Source organism: Rugamonas sp. FW305-51 (genome assembly GCF_058786935.1).
In genome coordinates this window covers 124,482-146,260 of the sequence record NZ_JBYSZG010000001.1, presented here as the reverse complement: position 1 = coordinate 146,260, position 21,779 = coordinate 124,482, and the positions used below count along the sequence as shown (strand labels likewise).

Annotated in this window: 21 protein-coding genes; 14 read left to right on the top strand and 7 right to left on the bottom strand. The window is 66.7% G+C overall.

Features of this window, described 5'->3' with window-relative positions; genetic code table 11:
* The first annotated feature begins 70 nt into the window (after positions 1-70).
* Positions 71-1,681, top strand: coding sequence for a methyl-accepting chemotaxis protein (locus tag AC3WOS_RS00590; RefSeq protein ID WP_492713815.1), 1,611 nt, complete (start codon positions 71-73; stop codon positions 1,679-1,681).
* Between the two features lie 94 nt (positions 1,682-1,775).
* Here the strand turns inward: AC3WOS_RS00590 and AC3WOS_RS00585 are convergent, their stop codons facing one another.
* Together AC3WOS_RS00585 and AC3WOS_RS00580 are read right to left on the bottom strand one after the other, a co-directional pair.
* The gene (locus tag AC3WOS_RS00585; RefSeq protein WP_492713814.1) at positions 1,776-1,913 is read right to left on the bottom strand and encodes a hypothetical protein; all 138 of its coding nucleotides are present in this window, start codon (positions 1,911-1,913) and stop codon (positions 1,776-1,778) included.
* Positions 1,914-2,102: 189 nt separating this feature from the next.
* Entirely contained in the window at positions 2,103-2,507 is a 405-nt protein-coding gene (locus tag AC3WOS_RS00580) for a hypothetical protein (protein WP_492713813.1), read from the bottom strand.
* A gap of 1 nt (position 2,508) precedes the next feature.
* On the opposite strand from AC3WOS_RS00580, the gene AC3WOS_RS00575 reads away from it, so the two are divergent.
* Both AC3WOS_RS00575 and AC3WOS_RS00570 read left to right on the top strand, forming a co-directional pair.
* A complete protein-coding gene (locus tag AC3WOS_RS00575; RefSeq protein WP_492713811.1) occupies positions 2,509-2,688 on the top strand; it encodes a hypothetical protein in 180 nt (59 codons plus the stop codon).
* Between the two features lie 331 nt (positions 2,689-3,019).
* Complete coding sequence (locus AC3WOS_RS00570) at positions 3,020-5,575, top strand: EAL domain-containing protein (RefSeq protein ID WP_492713810.1); 2,556 nt, start codon at positions 3,020-3,022, stop codon at positions 5,573-5,575.
* 31 nt (positions 5,576-5,606) lie between these two features.
* Here AC3WOS_RS00570 and AC3WOS_RS00565 read toward each other — a convergent pair whose 3' ends face one another.
* Both AC3WOS_RS00565 and AC3WOS_RS00560 read right to left on the bottom strand, forming a co-directional pair.
* On the bottom strand, positions 5,607-6,848 hold the full coding sequence (locus AC3WOS_RS00565; protein WP_492713809.1) for a CaiB/BaiF CoA transferase family protein: 1,242 nt from the start codon (positions 6,846-6,848) through the stop codon (positions 5,607-5,609).
* A gap of 4 nt (positions 6,849-6,852) precedes the next feature.
* The gene (locus AC3WOS_RS00560) at positions 6,853-8,031 is read right to left on the bottom strand and encodes an acyl-CoA dehydrogenase (protein ID WP_492713807.1); all 1,179 of its coding nucleotides are present in this window, start codon (positions 8,029-8,031) and stop codon (positions 6,853-6,855) included.
* 187 nt (positions 8,032-8,218) lie between these two features.
* Here AC3WOS_RS00560 and AC3WOS_RS00555 point away from each other — a divergent pair, with 187 nt between their 5' ends.
* Positions 8,219-9,124, top strand: coding sequence for a LysR substrate-binding domain-containing protein (locus tag AC3WOS_RS00555; protein WP_492713806.1), 906 nt, complete (start codon positions 8,219-8,221; stop codon positions 9,122-9,124).
* Positions 9,125-9,238: 114 nt separating this feature from the next.
* On the opposite strand, the gene AC3WOS_RS00550 is transcribed toward AC3WOS_RS00555, so the two are convergent.
* Entirely contained in the window at positions 9,239-10,270 is a 1,032-nt protein-coding gene (locus tag AC3WOS_RS00550; RefSeq protein ID WP_492714004.1) for a DUF2145 domain-containing protein, read from the bottom strand.
* On the bottom strand, positions 10,267-10,722 hold the full coding sequence (locus tag AC3WOS_RS00545) for a hypothetical protein (RefSeq protein ID WP_492713804.1): 456 nt from the start codon (positions 10,720-10,722) through the stop codon (positions 10,267-10,269). Before AC3WOS_RS00545 ends, AC3WOS_RS00550 begins: the two co-directional genes overlap by 4 nt.
* A 256-nt stretch (positions 10,723-10,978) precedes the next feature.
* On the opposite strand from AC3WOS_RS00545, the gene AC3WOS_RS00540 reads away from it, so the two are divergent.
* The 10 genes from AC3WOS_RS00540 (at position 10,979) to AC3WOS_RS00495 (ending at position 21,034) form a co-directional block, all read left to right on the top strand.
* Positions 10,979-11,785, top strand: a complete 807-nt coding sequence (locus AC3WOS_RS00540) for a ferritin-like domain-containing protein (RefSeq protein ID WP_492713802.1) — start codon at positions 10,979-10,981, stop codon at positions 11,783-11,785.
* Positions 11,786-11,996: 211 nt separating this feature from the next.
* On the top strand, positions 11,997-12,554 hold the full coding sequence (locus AC3WOS_RS00535) for an FxDxF family PEP-CTERM protein (RefSeq protein ID WP_492713800.1): 558 nt from the start codon (positions 11,997-11,999) through the stop codon (positions 12,552-12,554).
* Between the two features lie 76 nt (positions 12,555-12,630).
* Positions 12,631-13,209: an FxDxF family PEP-CTERM protein gene (locus AC3WOS_RS00530; protein ID WP_492713798.1), complete on the top strand. Its 579-nt coding sequence runs from the start codon at positions 12,631-12,633 to the stop codon at positions 13,207-13,209.
* 306 nt (positions 13,210-13,515) lie between these two features.
* Positions 13,516-14,916: a branched-chain amino acid transporter BcaP gene (gene bcaP, locus AC3WOS_RS00525; RefSeq protein WP_492713796.1), complete on the top strand. Its 1,401-nt coding sequence runs from the start codon at positions 13,516-13,518 to the stop codon at positions 14,914-14,916.
* Between the two features lie 228 nt (positions 14,917-15,144).
* The gene (locus tag AC3WOS_RS00520; RefSeq protein ID WP_492713794.1) at positions 15,145-16,731 is read left to right on the top strand and encodes a putative bifunctional diguanylate cyclase/phosphodiesterase; all 1,587 of its coding nucleotides are present in this window, start codon (positions 15,145-15,147) and stop codon (positions 16,729-16,731) included.
* 177 nt (positions 16,732-16,908) lie between these two features.
* Positions 16,909-17,439 carry a PRC-barrel domain-containing protein gene (locus AC3WOS_RS00515; protein ID WP_492713792.1) on the top strand — a complete coding sequence of 177 codons (531 nt, stop codon included), beginning with the start codon at positions 16,909-16,911 and terminating at the stop codon, positions 17,437-17,439.
* Positions 17,440-17,514: 75 nt separating this feature from the next.
* Positions 17,515-17,886 carry a collagen-like protein gene (locus AC3WOS_RS00510; protein ID WP_492713791.1) on the top strand — a complete coding sequence of 124 codons (372 nt, stop codon included), beginning with the start codon at positions 17,515-17,517 and terminating at the stop codon, positions 17,884-17,886.
* A 252-nt stretch (positions 17,887-18,138) separates the two neighbouring features.
* Positions 18,139-19,167 (top strand): sensor histidine kinase, encoded by a 1,029-nt coding sequence (locus AC3WOS_RS00505; RefSeq protein WP_492713789.1) that lies wholly within the window; start codon positions 18,139-18,141, stop codon positions 19,165-19,167.
* Positions 19,164-19,583 (top strand): hypothetical protein, encoded by a 420-nt coding sequence (locus AC3WOS_RS00500; protein ID WP_492713787.1) that lies wholly within the window; start codon positions 19,164-19,166, stop codon positions 19,581-19,583. The genes AC3WOS_RS00505 and AC3WOS_RS00500 overlap by 4 nt, the downstream gene beginning before the upstream one ends.
* A complete protein-coding gene (locus tag AC3WOS_RS00495) occupies positions 19,580-21,034 on the top strand; it encodes a DUF7125 family protein (RefSeq protein ID WP_492713785.1) in 1,455 nt (484 codons plus the stop codon). The genes AC3WOS_RS00500 and AC3WOS_RS00495 overlap by 4 nt, the downstream gene beginning before the upstream one ends.
* 96 nt (positions 21,035-21,130) lie before the next feature.
* On the opposite strand, the gene AC3WOS_RS00490 is transcribed toward AC3WOS_RS00495, so the two are convergent.
* Positions 21,131-21,622 (bottom strand): FxDxF family PEP-CTERM protein, encoded by a 492-nt coding sequence (locus AC3WOS_RS00490; protein ID WP_492713783.1) that lies wholly within the window; start codon positions 21,620-21,622, stop codon positions 21,131-21,133.
* Positions 21,623-21,779 lie beyond the last annotated feature (157 nt).

Below are 21,779 nucleotides of genomic sequence, written 5' to 3'. Positions count from 1 at the left end.
ACCCGGCGTGCGGCCCATAGCGGCCGCACGCTGTCGTTGGGCGTCCGTCCACCGCGAACCCCGGAACTCCATGAAGATACTCGCCAATTGCAGCATCGCTGGGCGCCTGGGCGCCGCGTTCACCATCCTGATCGTGGTCTCCGTCGTTTCCACCGCTTGTGCCCTGGTCTGCGCCAGGAACAATGTGTCTGCCGTCGAGCAGATGATGCAGGAACCGCTGGCCAAGGAACGTATCGCGGGCGACTGGTATGCCCATGTCTACGCCGCCGTCATGCGGACCTCCATGATCGCCAGGAGCAGCGATGGCCAGCTCGCCGCCGCGTTTGCCGACGACATCCGGCTCGACGCGGAGCAGGGTACGGCGCTGGGTCAACAGATGGGGCGCCTGTTGCGCGGCGACGAGGAACAGGCCATCTACAGCGCAGCGATGGCCAGGCGCGCCGCCTATCTCGATGCCAAGAACCGCATCCTGGCGGCCAGGAAGGACGGCGCCATGGCCCTGGCCGGACAGACTTTCCAGCTGAAGTTCCTGCCCGCGTCCCAGGCTTACCTGGCGCAGATGCGCGCACTGCGCCAGTTTGAACGCACCACCATAGACCGCATGCGCGCGGACATACGGCTGGCGACGGAGCGCGGCGCCAGGCTGGTGCTGGTGCTGAGCGCACTGACGGTGCTGCTGGCGACGGTGTTTGCGTGGCTGGCGGCGCGCAGCGTCACCGTACCGTTGACGGCGGCGCTCGCCGCGGCCCATGCGGTCGCGGCCGGCGACCTGGGTGCCCGCGCCGTGCCGGTGCGGCGCGACGAGATCGGCAGCCTGTTGTGCGCGCTCGACGTCATGCGCTGCGAGTTGGCCAGGATGGTGCGGGAAGTGCAGGGCGGAGCGCAATCGGTGGCCGCCGTCTCTGCCCAGATTGCGGACGGTAACGCCGACCTGTCGCGCCGGACTGCCGAACAGGCCGTCGCGCTGGAGCAGACTGCCGCCTCGGTGGAACAGCTGGCCGCCAGTGTCGGTGGCACGGCGGCCAGCGCCGCGCAGGCGAACCGCTACGCGCAGGGCGCATCGGCCACCACGGCCAGGGGCAGCGTCGTGGTGGGCGAGGTGGTCGAACGGATGGGCAGGATAGAACACTCGTCGCGGCGCATTGCCGCGATCGTGGACGTGATCGAAGGGATCGCGTTCCAGACCAATTTGCTGGCCTTGAATGCGGCGGTGGAAGCGGCCCGCGCCGGCGAGCATGGCAAGGGTTTCGCCGTTGTCGCCGCCGAGGTCCGGGGGCTGGCGCAGCGCGCGGCCGGGGCCGGCAGGCAAATCAATCAGCTGATAGCCGAATCGAGCGACCATGTGGCCGCGGGTAGCCGTCTGGTGGCCTCGGCCGGCACGGCCATGGACGAAGTGGTCGACCATATGGGCCGGCTGACGGAAATGATAGGCGTGATTACATTGTCGAGTCAGCAGCAAAGCGCGGCGATCGCCCAGATCAATCAGGCCGTGCTGCAGATCGACCAGGCCACCCAGGGGAATGCGGCCTGCGCCGACGATGCGCTGGAAAAGACGGCCACCTTGCAGCGCCGGGCCGACAAGATGACAAGGCTGGTGTCGGCGTTCAGGTTGGGCGTGGACGCGCCGGCCGGGGTGCCGCGGCCGGCAAGGGATGGATCGGCCAGGCCCGTTCTTGCCTGAGCGGGCCCCGGAACCCCGAGCTCGTCGTTATGGGGGGCGTCCCCGTCCCGTGCCACGGCCTGCCGGCCTCGCGGCTGTGGCGGCACGCCTGCCATTAGCGGCTGGGCTGGCGAGCGCAGGCCACGTCGTATTGCGACACGCTGACCGGATTTCTCGAGTTCTGCGGCTGCTCGCCGGCATAGAAGGTGCCGGCGGTGCCGTCGGGGTTGAAGGCCGATCCCGGCGCGTCCATTGAGCGGCCCGGCGTGCTGGGGGCGGTCACGCTGCCGCAGCTCTGGTTAGGCTGGCCCGTGTGGGCCGGGCCGGTGGGGGCGGCTGGTGCGGCCGGCGTGTGGCGGTTGGCAAGGGCCGGCGCCGGCAGCTGGGCCGGTCAGGCCGGCTGTCCGACGGCCTGCATGCCGCCAGGCCGCCGGGTGGATGGTTACATGATGGTGCAGCAGCTGCGACCGCTCGTTTCCGGTTTTGCGGAGGCAGCCGCGTGCTGGTGCAACAAGTGCAACACGGCGATAACACGGTTGCCCCAGACCCGGTGCAGGCGAAGTCTTTGCTCCGCAGAGCAATTGCAACAACGTAACCAGCCTTGCAGATACCACTCGTAGGGGTTGGGCGCAGGCGGTTCGCCCACCATGTCGTTGATGAAATTCATCGGTCCCCCTTTTGCCCGGTCGTGGCTGATAAACAAGCTGTCCGTGGCGATGGCAGCGAACCGTTGGCTCGCGTCTTGCAATGTTTGCTGGCGCTGCGCGATGGCCGCCCCTTGCTCCTGCGCGTGCTCATACATGCCGGGATCGGCCAGCCGCCGATAGAACACCTTCAGGGCCGGCATCATGAGCTCCCAATCGTTCTGCAGGCTGAACGCAATTCTCGCCGCACGACCCGGTGGCAGAGGGGGCGGCCCCGATGAGGACGATGACGACGAGGAAGAGGACGACGAAGACGACGAGGAAGAGGACGAGGACGAGGACGAGGACGAGGACGACGCGCCGGCGGGTGCCTCCTGTGCGTAGGCTTCGTCCCTTGCCGCATCGGCAATTCTCATGAATAAAGCGAGTATTTCGTTCAATGTCATAAAACCCCCAGGTTGAGCCAGCTTGATTGCCATGCAATGGGTGGTACCGGTGCAAGTGTAAAATTTTTATATTTAAGACAAGTTACAGTGTATCCGTTCGTGATGGCGGAAAATACACGTTTTGTCACCACGGCCAGCAGCGAGCTGGCTGGCGGCCGGCCGCTGAATAATTGCCGTGTGGCTACACACTTGATCTAGCGCATGGAAATTTCCGCGGGGATGAATCATACTCGCGGGAAACTTTCTGGGCGCCTGCCGGGCGCAAGGCCATGCTCCTCAGTTGTGAATTCCCCATCAAGCGGCTCGTGACGCGCGATTTGCTCGCGTGCGCGCCCGACACGCCCCTGCTCGACGTGGCCAAGCTCATGGCGGCGCGCCGTTGCAGCTCCATCCTCGTGCTCGACGGCGACACGGCCGTGGGCATCTTCACCGAGAGCGACGTGCTGGCCTTCGACCTGGCCAATCCGCTGCTGGCCACGCTGCCCGTGTCGACGGCCATGAAAGGGCCGGTGCAGACCATCCACGGCGAGCTGCTGGTGGGCGAGGCGGCCGTGCAGTTCAAGCGCAACGGCATCCGCCACCTGCTGGTGGTGGACGACCGCGGCCACCGGCTGGGCATGCTGTCGCAAAGCGACGTGGTGCTCAACCAGGGCGCCGAATTTTTCCTGCGCATGCGCGCCGTCAGTTCCATTCCCTGCCAGGCGCCGCTGGTGCTGGCGGCCGGCCAGGCGCTGGACGCGGCCGTGGCCGAGATGCGCAGCGCGGGCCGCGACGCCGCCATCGTCGCCTATGGGGACGGCGGCTACGGCATCTTCACCCAGCGCGACATCGTGCGCCTGATCGCGGCCGGCGGCGCCGCCACGGGGACCGTGGGCGAGCATGCCAGCCGGCCCCTGCGCAGCGTGCAGTCCGGGCAAAGCCTGTACCTGGCGCGCAAGATGCTGGCCCAGAACAAGATCCGCCACCTGGGCGTGCTCGACGAGCAGGAACGGCTGGTGGGCCTGCTCAGCTTCGACGACATCCTCAGCAGCATCGAGGATGAATATGTGTCCGAGCTGGGCGCGGCCCTGCGCGAGCGCGACCAGGCGCTGTGGGAATCGCGCTACCACCTGCGGCTGGCCGACCGCGTGTTCGAGTCCACCCTGGAAGGGGTGATGGTGACCCGGGCCGACGGCACCATCGAGCGCGTCAACCCGGCCTTCGAGACGCTCACCGGCTACAGCGCCGAGGAGGCCATCGGCCGCAACGCCAACATGCTCAGCTCCAAGCGCCAGACGCCCGAGTTCTACCAGCAGATGTGGCAGCAGCTGGCCGAGACGGGCTGCTGGCAGGGCGAGATCTGGAACCGGCGCCGCGACGGCGAGCTGTATCTGGAGCACCTGACCATCTCCAGCATCTGCGACGACGCCGGCGTGTGCACCCATTACGCGGCCATCTTCGCCGACATCACCCAGCGCCGGCTGGCCGAGGAACGGCTGAACTACCTGGCCACCCACGACGCCCTGACGGGCTTGCCGAACCGCTCGCTGTTTGGCGAACGGCTCGAGCATGCCTTGCGCCTCGCCCAGCGCGCCCAGCACCGCATCGCCGTGCTGTTCCTCGACCTGGACCGCTTCAAGCTGGTCAACGACAGCCTGGGCCACGGCGTGGGCGACGAGCTGCTCAAGATGGTGGGCGAGCGCCTGCGCGCGGCCGTGCGCGAGACCGACACGGTGGCGCGCCTGGGCGGCGACGAGTTCACGCTGCTGCTGGAGGACGTGGGCGACGCGCGCCACGTGGCCCACATCGCGCAGAAGCTGCTGGAGGCGATCGGCGCCCCGTTCCCCATCAGCGGCGAGGAAATCTACGTCACGCCCAGCATCGGCGTGAGCATGTATCCGGACGATGGCGAGGATGCGCAGACGCTGGTGCTGCACGCGGACCGCGCCATGTACGAGGCCAAGGGCGCCGGCAAGAACAACTTCCAGTTCTTCATCGGCCAGATGAACACCGACACCAACGAGCAGCTGCAGATCGAGAACGACCTGCGCCAGGCGCTCGAGCGCGACGAGCTGGTGCTGCACTACCAGCCCAAGGTGGACCTGGCCGACGGCGCCGTGGTGGGGCTGGAGGCGCTGGTGCGCTGGCAGCATCCGCAACTGGGCCTGCTGGCGCCGGGGCGTTTCATTCCCATCGCCGAGGAGACGGCCCTCATCATCCCGCTGGGCCAGGCCGTGCTGCGCGAAGCGTGCCGCCAGGGCCGGGCCTGGCTCGACGAGGGCTATGTGTTTGGCACCATGGCCGTCAACCTGTCGCTGCGCCAGCTGCGCTGGGAAGGCTTCCTGCACGACGTGGACACGATCCTGGCCGAGACCGGCTTCCCGGCCGAATACCTGCAGCTGGAGCTGATCGAGAGCCAGGCCATCGACGGCTGCGAACAGTGCGAAGGCGTGCTCCATGCCTTGGCCGGGCGCGGCATCTCGCTGGCGATCGACGATTTCGGGGTCGGCTATTCATCCTTCGTCTACCTCAAGTCGCTGCCGTTCGATACGCTCAAGGTGGACCGCTCGCTGCTGGCCGGCACTGGCCACAACCGGCGCGACGTGGCCGTGCTGCGCGCCATCCTGGCGATGGCCGACGCGCTCGACATGACGGTGGTGATGGAAGGGGTGGAAACGGAGGAGGAGGCGGCCATGCTGCGCGGCATAGGCTGCCCCCAGGTGCAGGGCTGGCTGTTCGGGCGCGCGCAGGGCGCGCACGAGGTGGCGCAGCGGCTGGCGCGCTGCACCGCGGCCCACTACGGGACGCCGGCCGCGCGCTTGCGTGCGCCGTCGCTGGCCCGCTAGCGCGTCATGCCGGCCGCCGGCCGGGCCGGGGTCACAGCACGGCGCGCTGGCGCAGCCCGTCCAGTTGCGCGTCGTCCAGCTGCAGCCATTCGCGCAGCACCTGGTCGGTGTGCTGGCCCAGCGTGGGCGGCGCCAGCCGGTAGGCGACGGGCGAGGCGGACAGGCGCATGGGGTTGGCCACCAGCGGTACGGCGCCCAGCGCCGGATGCTCCACTTCGATGCGCAGGCCGCGCGCCTGCACGTGGGGATCGGCGAACACCTGGTCGATGCGGTTGATGGGACCGCACGGCACGCCGGCCGCCTCCAGCGCCGCGATCCAGGCGGCCGTGTCGCGCGTGATGGTCACCTGGCGCAGCTGCCGTATCAGCACGGCGCGGTTGGCCACGCGCTGCGGATTGGTGGCGAAGCGGGCGTCGTCCGACCATTCCGGATGGCCGGCCACGGCGCAGAAGCGGGCGAACTGGCCGTCGTTGCCGATGGCGAGGATCATGTCGCCGTCGGCCGTGGGGAAGTCCTGGTAGGGCACGATGTTGGGATGGCTGTTGCCCATGCGGGTAGGCAGCACGCCGCCGGCCAGGTAGTTCGAGGCCTGGTTGGCCAGGCCGGCGATCTGCACGTCCAGCAGCGCCAGGTCGACGTGCTGGCCCAGGCCGGAGCGCTCGCGCTCGGCCAGCGCGGCCTGGATGGCAATGGCCGCGTACAGCCCCGTCATCACGTCCGTCAGCGCCACGCCCACCTTTTGCGGGCCGGCGCCCGGTTCGCCCTCGGCCCCGCCCGTGATGCTCATCAAACCGCCCATGCCCTGGATCAGGAAGTCATAGCCGGCCCGCGCCGCATACGGCCCGTCCTGGCCGAAGCCGGTGATGGAGCAGTACACCAGGCGCGGGTTCAGGGCCAGCAGGCTGGCCGCGTCCAGGCCGTAGCGGGCCAGGCCGCCCAGCTTGAAGTTCTCCAGCACCACGTCCGCCTCCATGGCCAGGCGCCGCACCAGGGCCTGGCCTTCCGGCTGGCCCATGTCGATGGTGACGGAGCGCTTGTTGCGGTTGGCGCACAGGAAGTAGGCGGCCGCGTCCGGATGCTCGCCGGCCGCGTTCTTCAGGTAGGGCGGGCCCCAGGAGCGGGTGTCGTCGCCCTGGCCGGGCCGTTCCACCTTGACCACGTCGGCGCCCAGGTCGCCCAGCACCTGGCCTGCCAGCGGGCCGGCCAGCACGCGCGACAGGTCCAGCACCTTGATGCCGCTCAGCGCGGCGCTCCGTTGTGCGGTCGCTGCCATGGGCTTACGAGAACGCGGCCAGGCCGGTGATGGCGCGCCCGATGATGAGGGCGTGCACGTCGTGCGTGCCTTCGTAGGTGTTGACCACCTCCAGGTTGACCAGATGACGGATCACGCCGAATTCGTCGCTGATGCCGTTCCCGCCCATCATGTCGCGTGCCATGCGGGCGATGTCGAGCGCCTTGCCGCAGCTGTTGCGCTTCATGACGGAAGTCAGTTCGACGGCGGCCGTGCCTTCATCCTTCATGCGGCCCAGGCGCAGGCACGATTGCAGGCCGAGCGCGATTTCGGTCAGCATGTCGGCCAGCTTTTTCTGGATCAGCTGGTTGGCCGCCAGCGGCCGGCCGAACTGGCTGCGGTCCATGGTGTACTGGCGGGCCCGTTCGAAGCAATCCTCGGCCGCGCCCAGCGCGCCCCAGGCGATGCCGTAGCGGGCCGAGTTCAGGCAGGTGAACGGGCCTTTCAGGCCGCGCACGTCGGGGAAGGCATTTTCCTCGGGGCAGAACACGCCATCCATCACGATCTCGCCCGTGATGCTGGCGCGCAGGCCCATCTTGCCGTGGATGGCGGGCGCGGAGAGGCCCTTCCAGCCTTTTTCCAGCACGAAGCCGCGGATGGCGCCTTCATCATCCTTGGCCCACACGACGAACACGTCGGCGATCGGGCTGTTGGTGATCCACATCTTGGAACCGGTCAGCTCGTAGCCGCCGGCCACCTTGCGGGCGCGCGTGATCATGCTGCCGGGGTCGGAGCCGTGGTTCGGTTCCGTCAGGCCGAAGCAGCCTATCGATTCGCCGCGGGCCAGCTTGGGCAGGTATTTCTGTTTGGTCGCCTCGGAGCCGAATTCATGGATAGGCACCATCACCAGCGAGGACTGCACGCTCATCATGGAGCGGTAGCCGGAATCGATGCGCTCCACTTCGCGTGCCACCAGGCCGTAGCACACATAGTTCAGGCCCGCGCCGCCGTAGGCTTCCGGAATGGTGGCGCCCAGCAGGCCCAGGTCGCCCATTTCGCGGAAGATGGCGGGGTCCGTCTTCTCGTTGCGGAACGCCTCCAGGATACGGGGCGCCAGCCGGCCCTGGCTGTATTCGCGGGCCGCGTCGCGCACGGCGCGTTCGTCGGCGGTCAGCTGGTCGTCCAGCAGGAACGGGGAATCCCAGTGAAAGGCGGCTTTGCTCATGCTTGTCTCCAGTGTGTGTGCAAGGCGCCGGCGGTCGGCCGGCATGGAATCGGATGAGGCAATCTTAATCTTGGCCACGGCCCGGCGCAAACGATTTATTCGCACTCAGATATGCATGTTGCTCATATCTTGCGGCATACTGTTGGCGTGTTCACCCTGCCTTTTGACCCAACTATTCTGGCCAGTCATGACAAGAAAAATCCCCATGCTGCAATCGCTGACCTGTTTCGAGGCCGCCGCGCGCCACGAGAGCTACACCCACGCGGCGCGCGAACTGGCGCTGACCCAGGGCGCCGTGTCGCGCCAGGTGGCCAGCCTGGAAAGCTTTCTCGGTGTGCGCCTATTCCAGCGCACCCGCCATGGCGTGGCCCTGACCCCGGCCGGCGCCGCCTATGCCCGCCAGGTGGCCCTGCGCCTGGCCGGGCTGGAACGCGACACGCTCGACACCATGGCGCGCCAGGGCAGCGGCGGGGTGGTGCGGCTGGCATCGGTGCCCACTTTCGCCACCCGCTGGCTGCTGCCGCGGCTGCAGGACATGCAACGGCAGCATCCCGACATCACGGTCCACATCGACGCCCAGACCCGCCCCTTTATGTTCACGGAGGCGGAATACGACGCGGCCCTGTATGCCGGCAGCGCCGAGCAGATCGCCAACTGGCCGGGCACCCGTTCCGTGCTGTTGATGCACGAGACGGTGGTGCCGGTGGCCAGCCCGCGCCTGCTCGCCGGGCGTAAGCGGTGGACCCCGCGCGACATCGCCGCCTTGCCGCTGCTGCAGCAAAGTACCCGGCCGGAAGCGTGGCGCCAGTGGTTCGAGGCGATGGAGGTGAACGCGGAGCAGGCCATGCAGGGGCCGCGCTACGAACTGTTCTCGATGCTGGCGACGGCGGCCAGCCATGGCCTGGGCGTGGCGCTGCTGCCGGCCATGCTGGTGGAATCGGAACTGGAACGGGGCGAGTTGCAGGTGGTGTGCGACCGGCCACTGGGCGGTGCGCGTGCCTACTATCTGATCACGCCGGCCAGCGCGCATGAGAAACCGCACGTCGAGCAGTTCCGCCGCTGGCTGCTGGCTCATGCCGGGCAGGAAGGATAAGCGGGGCAGGCCGGGCAAGTTGCGCCGGCGGGCGACAAAGCGGGTATCCGGCGCGGCGCTCTTGCGGCCGAACGGGGCGGCCAACGCCGGGCCGGGCGCTGCCGGCGCGCCGCGTTAGTCGAAAGGGATGACCCGGTCGTCCGCGCCCGGCACGCAGCCTTCGGCCACGGCGCTCCAGCCATGGTGCACGACGATCCGCCGGTCGTCGTGGCAGATTTCCACCCGCTCGCTGCCGGGCAGGCGCTGGCGCATGAACGTTTCGATCGCCGCGGGCAGGCTGACCTGCAGCTGCATGGCCGCGCGGTCCGCTTCCGGATGGTCGTCCAGGTTGAGCAAGGGGATGAAGTAAGGCGCCAGCATCAGCCAGCGCGAACCCACATCCACCGGGTCCGGCGCGTAGCCTTGCGCGCGCAGCCAGTCCTGGGCGCGGGCGCGCAGGTCATCAGCGTCCGCCATGCCGGCCCAGGCCACGGCCAGCAGCTCCACCAGCCACTGGTTGCAGTTCTGGTAGGCCAGGCCGTAGGCATAGGCGTTGGCGCTGTAGTGCCCGGCCAGCAGGTGCAGCACGCGCGGCGTGTCGAGCAGGGCGGCCTGCAGGGGCGGGGTGGCTGCGGCGGGCAGGCGCAGCAGCGAGATGTAGCCGAGGGCGGGATCGTCCGTGCCCATGGCGAAACCGGCCAGGCCCTGGTCGTAGATGCGGGGCCGGCTTTCGTCGCAGGCGTAGTACAGCTGGCGGGCGGACCAGCCGGCGTTACCTGCTTTGCCGGCCTTGGCCGCATCGGCCGCATCGGTTGCCGGGTTTGTGTTGGCCGCGCTATCAGCACTATCGGCGGCACTGGTGGCGGCAGCGCCGGCGTCGGTAGCGCGCCACGCCAGCGCCGCATGGGAATAGCGGATGCCAAAGCGCGACAGGTCCAGGCCGGAGCGGCTGATCAGGGCCACGCTGCCGGCGCTGGCGTCCAGTTCTTCCCGCACCACGGCGGCAAAGCGCAGCAGGCGGTCCTGCTCCGTCGCGTCCAGTTCATGGGCGCTGTCGCAAAAGCGCGAGGCGCCGGACAGGCCGGCGCCCTGGGCGGCGCCGCTGAAGGTGCAGGCCGTCGCCGCACAGGCCGCCAGCAGCAGCGTGAGCGCGCGGCGCAAGGTCAGATGCCAACGGGGCGGGCGGCCAGTTCGCCGTACCAGTCGTCGGCCAGCACCAGGTAGAACGCCTGGCGCGTGTCGTTGCGGGCGAAGGCGATGCCGTAGGCGCGGTTTTGCGCGTAGACCAGGTCGCCCTTGTCCAGGTGCTGCTGGTCGAAGGTCTTCTGCGGCAGGTCGAGCACGATGTGCTGCCCTGGCAGCTCGCCCTGCATGGTCACGCGGGCCATGCCGTCACGGGCCGGGGTGTGGGCGATGTCGATGATGCGGTAGGCGCCGTCGGCCGTCTTGTGGCCGCCGGTGGAGCTGTTGCTGGAGTCGCCCAGCGAAGTCGAGATGCTGCCGCTGGAGGCGGAACCGGCGCTGGAGGCCGAGGAAGCGAAGCTTTCCGCGTGGGCGTTCAGGCCCAGTGCCAGCGCGCCGGCCAGCCATGCGAGACGAAGAGAGGTAGTTATTTGCACAACAATATCCTTGATGATTAAACGGTGCGTTACCGGCGCCGGCCTGGCCTGGGGGTGTCTCATGCTCTACGGCAACTTGGGTCGGCGTGACATGATAACGCATGGCGGCCCCGCCCGGCGGCGCGATTGGCGCCGGCGCGCCAAGGGAAATTGCTACACAGGGGAATTTGCTACGCAAGGGAATAAACTACGCAAGGGAATAAGCTACGCAAGGGAATTTGCTACACTGCGCCCTTTTTCCGGATCGGGACCGACCATGGCATTGCCAACTGAACTACGTGCCTGGGCGCTGCAATGCCTGCTTGAACGCGACCCGCAGGCCAAGGTGGCCGCCGTGGCCGCGATGGCGGCCGCCTTTGCCGACGGCGATTGCGCGCTGGACGCCGATGCCGATCCCGCGCCGTGCGCCCCGGCCGGCATCCCCGGCCGCCCGGACCGTCCGGAACTGGTGCTGCCGCGCCTCGTGGGCCGGCGCTCGATGGTGACGGTGGAAGGGCGCGCCATGCTGGTCCACGCGCTGGCCCACATCGAATTCAATGCCGTCAACCTGGCGCTGGACGCGCTGTGGCGCTTCCCCGGCCTGCCGGCCCAGTACTACACGGACTGGCTGCGGGTGGCGCGCGAGGAAGCGATCCATTTCTCGCTGCTGGCGGCGCATTTGCAGGTGCTGGGCCATGCCTATGGCGATTTTGCCGCCCACGCCAGCCTGTGGGAGATGGTGGAAAAGACCTGCGGCGACGTGCTGGCGCGCATGGCGCTGGTGCCGCGCACGCTGGAGGCGCGCGGGCTGGATGCGATCCCGCCGTTGCGGGCCAAGCTGGCGCAGGCCGGCGACCTGGCGGCGGCGCAGATCCTGGACATCATCCTGCGCGACGAAATCGGCCACGTCGAAATCGGCAACCGCTGGTATGGCTACCTGTGCCGGCAGCGCGGCCTGGAGCCGGGCGCCACCTACGCCGAGCTGACGGTGCGCTACCAGGCGCCGCCCGTGCGCGGCCCGTTCAACCTGGAGGCGCGGCGCCAGGCCGGCTTCACGGAAGGGGAACTGAGTGCATTGTCGTGACGTGAAGGTGGGGGCGAGGGCAACGGTTTGCCACGCCCGGGTTCACGCATTGCCTGGCTGCGATGATTTGATGGCTTGCTGCTAATAAAGCATGACAAAATTCCATGCCTTATGGTATTCTTCGCGCCGGTGACTTTAGTGCAACTAAAATTCCAATTAATTAACATGGCAGGCGGAGCAAGTGCGCCTCATATCGAAAGCTAGGGAATACATGAATAAGCAGATCCGTGCGTTGGCGATGACCGTGGCTTGTGTGGCCGCCGCGACGCTGGCGCAGAGCGCCCAGGCCGGCGTGGTCGACATCAGTTCCGCACCCGCCGCCATTGCGCTGGCGCCTAACGGCTCGGTGCATTTCGGCGACAAGTTCAAGAACAATCTGAAGGATGACGTGTTCGGCGACATGTTCACCTTCACCACCACCGGTGCCAGCAAGGTCGACCTGATCCTGACCTCGACCAGCACCAGCGCCCTGAATGGCCTCAACATCACCGGTTTTAGCCTGTACACGGCCGGCGGCGCGCTGGCCATGGCCGGCAGCCAGCTGTCGTCGGGCGCCACCGACAAGTGGACGTTGACGGACGCCAACCTGGCCGCCGGTTCCTACTACCTCAAAGTGAGCGGCAACGTGGTCTCCAACGCCGGCGGCGCCTTCGCCGCCAACGGCGCTATCAGCGCCGTGCCGGAGCCGGAAGGCTACGCCATGCTGTTCGTCGGCCTGGGCCTGATCGGCCTGGTCAAACAGCGCCGCAAGAGCGCGCGCTTCGCCTGAACGGCCTGTGCCGCCCGCGTCCACGGGACGCCGGCGGTGCATGTATCCTTCCCACCTCATTTATTCGCTGACTACCATGCACAACATCACTCAACGTCTGCTTGCCACCGTCGTCCTGGCCACCTCCTGCTTCGCTGCGCAGGCCGCTACCGACCTGAGCCAGGCACCGATCGACATCACCCAGGACCTGGCCGACTACTCGAGCTCGGACTTCGGCCATACCTTTACGCTGGGTCTGGGTCAGCAGGCCGGCGCGGCCAATAACTTCTTCGCCGACAAGTACAGTTTCGCCGTGTCGGGCCTGAACGACGTGGTGGGCCTGATCACCTCGCTCAAGGCTTCGGCCAACGATGGCCTGACCATCACCGGTTTCGACCTGCGCAACGTGGGCGGCGTCGTGTTCCACGGCACCCAGGACGTGACCAACTACCTGCCGGGCGACCAGGCCTGGAGTTTCGCCTCCGGCCTGCATCCTCTGGCCGCCGGCAACTACTTCCTGGAAGTGGACGGCTACGTCGCCTCGCCCAACGGTGGCAGCTACAGCGGCAACATCGCCGTGGCCGCGGCCGTGCCGGAACCGGAAACCTACGGCATGCTGCTGGCCGGCCTGGGCCTGCTGGGCCTGATCGCGCGCCGCCGCAACCACGCCAAGTAAATCAAGCACGCGCTTCCCGCGCCTGCCGCCGCACACCGCGGCACCCCCGTCCGCCTGCGGCGCCGTTCCGGTCCGCAGGCGGCGTCGCATCCGGGCCCCGTTCGCGCATCCGCGGGCGGCGCCGGCCGGTCTTCGGGCCGTCCGCACAGGCGCCAGCGCGACTTGCCTATTACTCAATAATTTGTGCCGAAATAGCCGAACTGCCTGTGAAAACAGTGTAGACTGCGCAGCCATACCTGCCTGTGCCAGCGATGGCGGGCGAAGGGTAAAAAAACAAATCAAATCAACAGTAATGGAGATAGTTACTTGAGCCTTTTCCGAACCAAGAACCTGGACCACATGATGGCGCAAGGTCGCGCCGAAGGCGGTCTGAAGAAAGTACTGGGACCGCTGGACCTGGTCCTGATGGGGATAGGTGCCATCGTCGGCACCGGTATTTTTGTGCTGACGGGTACCGGCGCGCTGACGGCCGGCCCGGCCCTCACGCTGTCGTTTGTCATCGCGGCGCTGGCCTGCGGTTTCGCCGCCCTGTGCTACGCGGAATTCGCTTCCACCGTGCCGGTGGCCGGCTCCATCTACACCTACAGCTACGCCACCATGGGCGAGCTGGTGGCGTGGATGATAGGCTGGGACCTGATGCTCGAATATGGCCTGGCCACCTCGGCCGTGTCGGTCGGCTGGTCCGGCTACTTCCAGTCGCTCATCGGCGGCCTGGGCGTGCACCTGCCGGCGGCCTTGACGGCGGCGCCCGGCTCCGTGCCCGGCGTGCATACCCTGATCAATTTGCCGGCCTTCCTGATCATGATGTTCCTGACGGCCATGCTGTCGTGGGGCGTGCGTGAGTCGGCCCGTGTCAACAGCATCATGGTGGCCATCAAGATCGCCGTCGTGCTGCTGTTCATTGCCGTCGGCGCGCGCCACGTGGAGCCGGCCAACTGGAAGCCGTTCATGCCGTTCGGCATGGGCGGCACCATGAGCGCGGCGGCGCTGGTGTTCTTCGCCTTCATCGGCTTCGACGCCGTGACCTCGGCCGCGGAAGAGGTCAAGCGCCCCGAGCGCGACCTGCCGATCGGCATCATCGGCTCGCTGGTCGTGTGCACAGTGCTGTACGTGGTGGTGTCGGCCATCATGACGGGCATCGTGCCGTTCCAGAAGTTCGCCGGCATCGACCATCCCGTCTCGCTGGCCCTGCAGTACGCCAACGAGAACTGGGTGGCCGGCTTTGTCGACCTGGGCGCCATCCTGGGCATGACCACCGTGATCCTCGTGATGAGCTATGGCCAGACCCGCGTGGTGTTCGCCATGTCGCGCGACGGCTTGCTGCCCGCGCGCCTGTCGACCCTGCATCCGAAGTTCGGCACGCCGTTCTTTGCCACCTGGGTGGTGGGCATCGTGTTCGGCCTGATCGCGGCCGTGGTGCCGCTGGACGTGCTGGCCGAGCTGATCAACATCGGTACGCTGGCCGCGTTCTGCCTGGTGTCGGTCGCCGTCGTCGTGCTGCGCAAGAAACGTCCGGACTTGCACCGCGCCTTCCGCTGCCCCGGCGTGCCGGTGGTCCCGGCGCTGGCCGTGCTGTTCTGCCTGGCCCTGATGACCTTCCTGAGCCGCACCACCTGGATCGCGTTCACCATCTGGCTGGTGATCGGTCTGGTCATCTACTTCGGCTATTCGCGCCGCAACGCGGTGCTGCATCCCAAGCACACGTAACGGCAGGCCTCGCTAAGGCGCTCCACGCGCCGCCGCTCCACAGAACCCCTGATGCGTCAGGGGTTCTTTTTTTTACAAGTCCGGCTCCGGTGTGTGGTGACGCACGGTCCCGGCCGCGCAAAAGCGGCATTGTGCATACAGCACTGGCATCGTCGTCAGGCGAAAGGGCTGTTTATGCGGGCAAGACAGAAGTTCAACGGCAGACTTTTGCCGTTCGCCAGGCGGCGTTTGCCCGTCAAGCTGCGCCAGGCGACGTTGGGCCGGCAAGACCTGTCGCGCTGTAGCATCCGCGAGCAAGTGTTGCTGGTGCGCGAACGGCTGGTGCGGGCGCGCGAACTGGCGATGAGCGTGCGCGAAAAGTGCGGCGGCCACCGGCACCCCGTCAGTGTTGCGTTTGCCAGCCATATCGCGATGTTGCGCCAGGCTAATGCCCACCTGGTGGTGGCGTCGATGGAGGCCGTCGAGCTGGCCGAACAGGTCCAGCAGGCCAAGCTTGAACTCGATAGGCTGGCCCATCATGACGTGTTGACCAACCTGCCCAACCGAGTCCTGTTGGGCGACCGGCTGGACCAGGCGATCGAGCGGGCGCGCCGCCGTCACGGCCAGCTGGCCGTCATGTTCCTCGACCTTGATCGCTTCAAGCATATCAACGATTCCCTGGGCCACGCCGTGGGCGACCAGTTGCTGCAGGCCGTCGCGCGTTGCCTGGTGCGCTGCGTGCGCGGCTCCGACACGGTGTGCCGTCAGGGCGGCGACGAGTTCATCCTGCTGCTGCCGGACATCGAGCACGCCGAGGACGCGGCGGCGATCGCGCAAAAGATCCTGCAGGCCATGGCGCGCTCGCACCGGGTCGACCACCACGCGCTGCACATCGGCCTGAGCATAGGCGTGAGCCTGTTTCCGGACGACGGCCAGGATGCTGCCACGCTGCTGCGCAATGCGGACATTGCCATGTACCATGCCAAGGAGAGTGGACGCAATAATTGCACCTTCTTCCAGCCGGCCATGAATGCCCGCGCCGTCCTGCGCCAGTCGACCGAGGCCGGGTTGCGCCTGGCGCTCGAGCGCAACGAATTCGTGCTGCACTACCAGCCCAAGATCGACCTCGTGAGCGGACGGCTGGTGGGGGCGGAGGCGCTGGTGCGCTGGCAGCACCCGCAGCGGGGCCTGTTGTTGCCGCAGCACTTCATCGCCATCGCGGAAGAGTGCGGCCTGATCGTGCCGCTGGGACGTTGGGTGCTGCGCCAGGCGTGCGAGCAGGCGCAGGCCTGGCGCCGCCAGGGTTTGCCGCCGCTGCTGATGGCGGTCAACACATCGCCGCTGGAGTTTCGCGGCGCCGGCTTCCTGCCGTTCCTGCGCCAGACGCTGGCCGAGACGGGACTGTGGCCCGGCAGCCTCGAACTGGAACTGACGGAGAGCATGCTGATGCACGATGCCCAGGCATCGGACCGGCTGCTGAAGGACATTGCCAGGCTGGGGGTCAAGCTGGCCATCGACGACTTCGGCACCGGCTATTCCAGCCTCAGCTATCTGACCCAGTTTCCCATTCATACGCTCAAGATCGACCAATCCTTCGTCAGCCAGATGACGGGCAGCCGGGCCGACGCGACCGTTGTCAGCGCGGTGATCAGCATGGGCAAGAGCTTGCACAAGCAGGTGATCGCGGAAGGGGTGGAAACGCGGCAGCAGTGCGCGTTCCTGGCGGCGCAAGGGTGCGACGAGGGGCAGGGCTATTATTTCAGCCGGGCGCTGGACGCGCCTGCCTTCGCGCGCCTGCGCAGCCAGTCGCCCTTTGTGGCGGGGAGTCGCAGTTGAGCGCGCCGCGCCGGCCAGCGGCCTCCGCCGTTGCCTTCTCCTACGCCGACACTGCGCGTACTCCTACCCGATCGGCATACCCGTGCGCGCATGATGGGTCTGGCCAGCCGACAGCTTTTCAACGCCGCGCGGCGACCGTTAACGCGGCGGCATCTCGTCAACCCACAGGAGAACACCATGAGTTATCTGGATCGTGACACTTACGGCATCTATCACAATATCACCGACACCGGCGCCGGGCCGCGCCTGATGGGGGCCGACACCCTGCTCGGGGAGGAAGTCTACAATCCCCAGGACGAGAGCCTGGGCGAAATCAAGGAAATCATGCTGGACACGCAGACCGGCCACATCGCTTACGCCGTGCTGGCCTATGGCGGCTGGCTGGGCATGGGCGGCAAGCTGTTCGCCGTGCCCTGGCACAGCCTGACGCTCGATACCAGCCAGCACCGCTTCATCCTCGATTGCTCGAAGGAGCAACTGCAAAGCGCGCCGGGCTTCGACAAGCATCATTGGCCCGACATGGCCAGTACCGCCTTCGCGACGGAGATCCACAGCTTTTATCACTCAAAGCAAGTGCCGGCCGGCCAACGCACTGCCAGCGGCAGCGTGATGGGCGCCGCCACCGACACCATGCAAAGCGGGACCGCCGGCAGCATGGGGCAAGACGACACCCAGTCCGGCTCCGGCCGCGGCAGGGACGAGCGCTGAGGTTGGCGCGACCTTGGACCCCGTTGCCGGCGTCGTGCCGGCCGCGGGGTCATTCTTTCACTTAAAGGAAATATCATGAACCGCATCCTGATAATCGGCATGCTTGGCGCCGCCGCAGCGTTGAGCGCATGCCAGCGTGAATCGCCACCTCCCGTGGTCCAGGTGGTCGCAGGTCCGGCCGGTGCCACCGGCGCGACCGGGGCCACCGGGCCCAGCGCCATGAACGGCGCGACGGGAGCGACGGGCGCAGCCGGTGTCGATGCCGCCCCCGGCGCACCGGGTGCCACCGGCGCTACGGGCGCCACGGGCCAGACCGGCCAGACCGGTGCCGGCGGCGCCGCTGGTGCCGAGGGCGCAAAAGGGCAGGCTGGTGACGTAGGCGCAACAGGCGATACCGGCGCCAGGGGCAAGACGGGCGACACGGTACTGGTGGTGCCAGCCCGTTGAGCTGGCACATCGGCGCCGTGCCGGGAAGGGCGTAACGGGCCGTTGCCCGCATGGCGACGTGCGCCCCATAGCTTGCATAAACGATTGTTGAAAATTCTATTTGAATTTATAAGCTTACGCCGATAACCATTTCAGGTAAGGTGAAGGACGCTTCAACTCTGTGTGCGGCCGCCAGGCTGCCGTGCTCGCTGGTAGTACGACCATCCGCGCGCGTAGAGGCTCAAGGATAGGCCGCAAGGCCAACGGGATATCATGCATAAAGCAGCACCCGATCGGCCACCACCTGCGGTCGCCACGGCAGCAGCACCCGGCGCGGCCGCACACTCGGCCGCGGAGCAGGCGGACTGGCAGGCGTTCCGCCAGCTGGAAGTGCGCCAGTTGCGCCGCACGATACGCGATCTGCTGCAGCTGACGGAACAACACGATGCCTTGAAAAAGCGCCATGACTCCTGTGCCAAGCTGGTACCCCAATTGCAGGCGGCCAACGAACAACTGATATTGGCCACCTTCGGCGCGCGCGACCTGCAGCGGGCGGCCGAGGCCGTGAACCGGCAACAGATGGAGTTCTTCGCCATGCTGGCCCACGAATTGCGCAGTCCCCTGCATCCCATCATCATGGCCAACCACCTGATCGGCGACATCGCCAGTCACCACCCCGATCTGACGATATTGCATGACATTATCGAGCGCCAGGTGGCGCTGCTGGTGCGGCTGGTCGACGACCTGATGGATGCCTCGCGCGCCAGCATGGACAAGATCACCGTCACCCCTTGCCGCGTGTCGCTGATGGATGCCGTCCATGGCGCGGTCGAGACCGGCCAGTCGCTGTTGAGCGAGCGCGGCCAGCAATTGCTGCTGGAGGGGCCTGCGGAGCCCCTGTATGTGGACGGCGATCTGGAACGCCTGACGCAGGCACTGTCCAACCTGCTGCTCAACGCCAGCAAGTTCACGCCGCAACACGGCCACATCGCCATTCGCGTGGGCACGGAAGGCAGCAATGCCATCGTCACCGTCAGCGATGACGGCGCTGGTATCCCGCCCGAGCTGCAGCCGCTGATCTTCGATTTATTTACCCAGGGCCCGCGGCCGTTGCATCGGGCCGTTGGCGGCCTGGGCATTGGATTGTCGCTGGTGCGCCGGATCGTGGAGTTGCATGGCGGGTCGGTCACCGTGTGCAGCGAGGGCAACGGCAAGGGCAGCGCGTTCAGCATGTGTCTGCCGCTGGCACTGGTGGATGCCACCGGCACGCGTACCGCGGTATCGAACAAATTAACGGGATGATGGCCTTGATCGACAAGCACTGGCACAGAATGATCGAGCGCGCGGTATTGCGCGATCCGGCGCGCGTGCCCGAAGCCAGCGCGGCGCTGTGGCGCGACCTGGCCCATCATCTCATCGCCATCATCGGTGAGCGCGGTTTTGATGCGTTGTACGCGCGCTGCCTGCACCAGGTCGGTGGTGCCTATCCATGGCTGGCCGAATCGGACCAGGACTTGCCGCCAGCGGCCGTCTCGCTTTTGCAGCAACGCTTGCAGGCGCAAGCCATGCCCGCCGCGGGCCAGGCCAGCATCGCGCTGCTGTGCACTTTCATCGACACTTTAACCCTACTCATCGGCGAACTCGTCACGTCCAGCATCCTGCGTGCGGCTTGGGGGGATGACACGGTAAACCCCGCTGTATCGGAGCCAAAAGAATGAAAAAAGTCGACATACGACGCCTGCCCACTGGCGTGCCCGGCATGGACGCCTTGCTGGGCGGTGGCATTCCCGAATACTCCTTCAACCTGCTGGCGGGAACGCCGGGCAGCGGCAAGACGACGATGGCGCACCAGATCATGTTCTCGCTGGCCCGCCCCGACCGCCGTGCGCTGTTCTTTACCGTGCTGGGCGAACCGCCGCTGAAGATGCTGCGCTACCAGCAGCAGTTCCCGTTCTTTGATGCCGGCAAGATCAACCAGTCCATCAAGTTCGTCAACCTGGCCAGCGAGCTGTTGAACGGCGACTTCGACCGGGTACTGGCGCGCATTACGGCGGAAGTGCAAGCCTTCAGCCCCAGCCTGGTGTTCGTCGATTCGTTCCGTTCCGTGGTGCAGTCGGGCGCGCCCGATGCCCGGCCCGATGGCCTGCAACGCTTCGTGCAGCAACTGGGCATGCAGATGACCAGCTGGCTGGCCACCACCTTCCTGATCGGCGAATACCTGGCGCCGGAGGCCGAGTCCAGTCCCGTGTTTACCGTGGCCGACGGCATCCTGTGGCTTTCCCAGCAGGTGCATCGCGACGCCATGGTGCGCAAGATCCAGGTGGTGAAGATGCGCGGCCAGGCCCAGAGCCTGGGGGTGCACACCTTCCGCATCGGCGACAGCGGCATCGAGATCTTCCCGCGCGCCGTCGTCAAGACCGGCGAAGAGCCCAGCATCGGCGGCGAAACCCGCTTGTCGACCGGGGTGCCGGTGCTGGACGAGATGTTGGGCGGCGGCCTGCCGGCCGGCTATTCGATGCTGGTGGTGGGGCCGTCCGGCTCCGGCAAGACCGTGATGGCGACCCAGTTCCTGGCCGAAGGCGCGCGCCTCGGTGAACGGGGCGTGATCGCCGCCTTCGAGAAGAGCCCGAACCAGTTGCTGAGCCGGCAGCTCAGCGCGCTGGTGGCCAGCGGCATGGTGGGCGTGATCAACACCCGCACCCTCGATCTGTCGCTCGATGAAATCCTGAGCGACCTGGTCAGCCTGATCGAGCGCACGCAGGCCAAGCGTGTGGTGATCGATTCGCTGGCCGGTTTCGAGCTGACGCTGGCGTCCGTGTTCCGGGAAGACTTCCGCGAATCGCTGTACCGTCTGGTGGCGGTGCTGACCGGCATGGGCGTGACCGTGCTGATGACGGCTGAACTCGAGGACCAGTATTCGGCGCTGCGCTTCAGCACCTACGGCAACGCCTTCCTGGCGGACGCCATCGTCATGCATCGCTATGTGGAGCTGGAGGGACAGCTCAAGCGTGTCATCTCCGTGGTCAAGGTGCGGGGCAGCGACCACAGCAAGGATATCCGTTTCTTCGACATCGGCACGGACCAGATCACCATCGGCGCCACGCTCAGTGATTACCAGGGGATATTGTCGGGCCAGCCGGAAATGGGGCCGCAGGGAATTCGGAACTGATCCGCTACGCCAGGGAGCGAGGCGGGGGCCAGGCGCGGCGCGCCATGGCGCGCGTCCGGTTGGGCAGCCAGATGTATTCTCGCTGCCCGTTTTTATTTATTCGAACTTCGGCTTGGCCGGTTTGCGGGAGATGGTCAGACCCAGTACGCCCAGGCCCAGCATCATCAGCAGGTAGCCGGAGGGCTCCGGTACGGCCGAGATGGTGATATGGCCGGAATAGGCCGCCAGCGGTGACACGCCGGCAACGCCATTCAGCGTCAGCGTAAAGGGCGACTGGCCGATGATGTCGAAGCTGCCCAGGCTGGTCTTGGTCCCGGCAAGCAGCGCGCTCGGCGCCATGCCGTTCAGCGAGGCGGACGTGATGTTCACGTAGTTGGCACTGTAGGACAGCACGGCTTCATAAGTGCCGGCAGCAACGCCGCCAAACGTGATCACGTCGGAGCCGCCCGACAGCAAGCCATCGCCGGCCAGGGCCAGGCCGTTGAAGTCAAATGTGACGCCGGGGACGATGGTAAACGACTGGTTGGCCGCGTTGGCGCCGACCGCTGCGAAGGCGAGCACACTTGCTGCAATGAATTTCAGTTTCATGACATACCCCTAAGAGAATATTTTTATGCTTACGGCTGTAAGCAAAGTTGTTGAGTTCGCCAGTAAGGCAAATTCAGCTTATCGAAATAAAAAATATTCTTTTTTGCTAAGATGGCATGTGTGCGATGCAATTATGATTGGGGTCTAGAAATCTATT

Coding starts and splice junctions, on each gene's coding strand:
- AC3WOS_RS00590 (WP_492713815.1), top strand. CDS start 71: ATGAAGATACTCGCCAATTGCAGCATCGCTGGGCGCCTGGGCGCCGCG.
- AC3WOS_RS00585 (WP_492713814.1), bottom strand. CDS start 1,913: ATGGACGCGCCGGGATCGGCCTTCAACCCCGACGGCACCGCCGGCACC.
- AC3WOS_RS00580 (WP_492713813.1), bottom strand. CDS start 2,507: ATGCCGGCCCTGAAGGTGTTCTATCGGCGGCTGGCCGATCCCGGCATG.
- AC3WOS_RS00575 (WP_492713811.1), top strand. CDS start 2,509: ATGAGCTCCCAATCGTTCTGCAGGCTGAACGCAATTCTCGCCGCACGA.
- AC3WOS_RS00570 (WP_492713810.1), top strand. CDS start 3,020: ATGCTCCTCAGTTGTGAATTCCCCATCAAGCGGCTCGTGACGCGCGAT.
- AC3WOS_RS00565 (WP_492713809.1), bottom strand. CDS start 6,848: ATGGCAGCGACCGCACAACGGAGCGCCGCGCTGAGCGGCATCAAGGTG.
- AC3WOS_RS00560 (WP_492713807.1), bottom strand. CDS start 8,031: ATGAGCAAAGCCGCCTTTCACTGGGATTCCCCGTTCCTGCTGGACGAC.
- AC3WOS_RS00555 (WP_492713806.1), top strand. CDS start 8,219: ATGACAAGAAAAATCCCCATGCTGCAATCGCTGACCTGTTTCGAGGCC.
- AC3WOS_RS00540 (WP_492713802.1), top strand. CDS start 10,979: ATGGCATTGCCAACTGAACTACGTGCCTGGGCGCTGCAATGCCTGCTT.
- AC3WOS_RS00535 (WP_492713800.1), top strand. CDS start 11,997: ATGAATAAGCAGATCCGTGCGTTGGCGATGACCGTGGCTTGTGTGGCC.
- AC3WOS_RS00530 (WP_492713798.1), top strand. CDS start 12,631: ATGCACAACATCACTCAACGTCTGCTTGCCACCGTCGTCCTGGCCACC.
- AC3WOS_RS00515 (WP_492713792.1), top strand. CDS start 16,909: ATGAGTTATCTGGATCGTGACACTTACGGCATCTATCACAATATCACC.
- AC3WOS_RS00510 (WP_492713791.1), top strand. CDS start 17,515: ATGAACCGCATCCTGATAATCGGCATGCTTGGCGCCGCCGCAGCGTTG.
- AC3WOS_RS00505 (WP_492713789.1), top strand. CDS start 18,139: ATGCATAAAGCAGCACCCGATCGGCCACCACCTGCGGTCGCCACGGCA.
- AC3WOS_RS00500 (WP_492713787.1), top strand. CDS start 19,164: ATGATGGCCTTGATCGACAAGCACTGGCACAGAATGATCGAGCGCGCG.
- AC3WOS_RS00495 (WP_492713785.1), top strand. CDS start 19,580: ATGAAAAAAGTCGACATACGACGCCTGCCCACTGGCGTGCCCGGCATG.
- AC3WOS_RS00490 (WP_492713783.1), bottom strand. CDS start 21,622: ATGAAACTGAAATTCATTGCAGCAAGTGTGCTCGCCTTCGCAGCGGTC.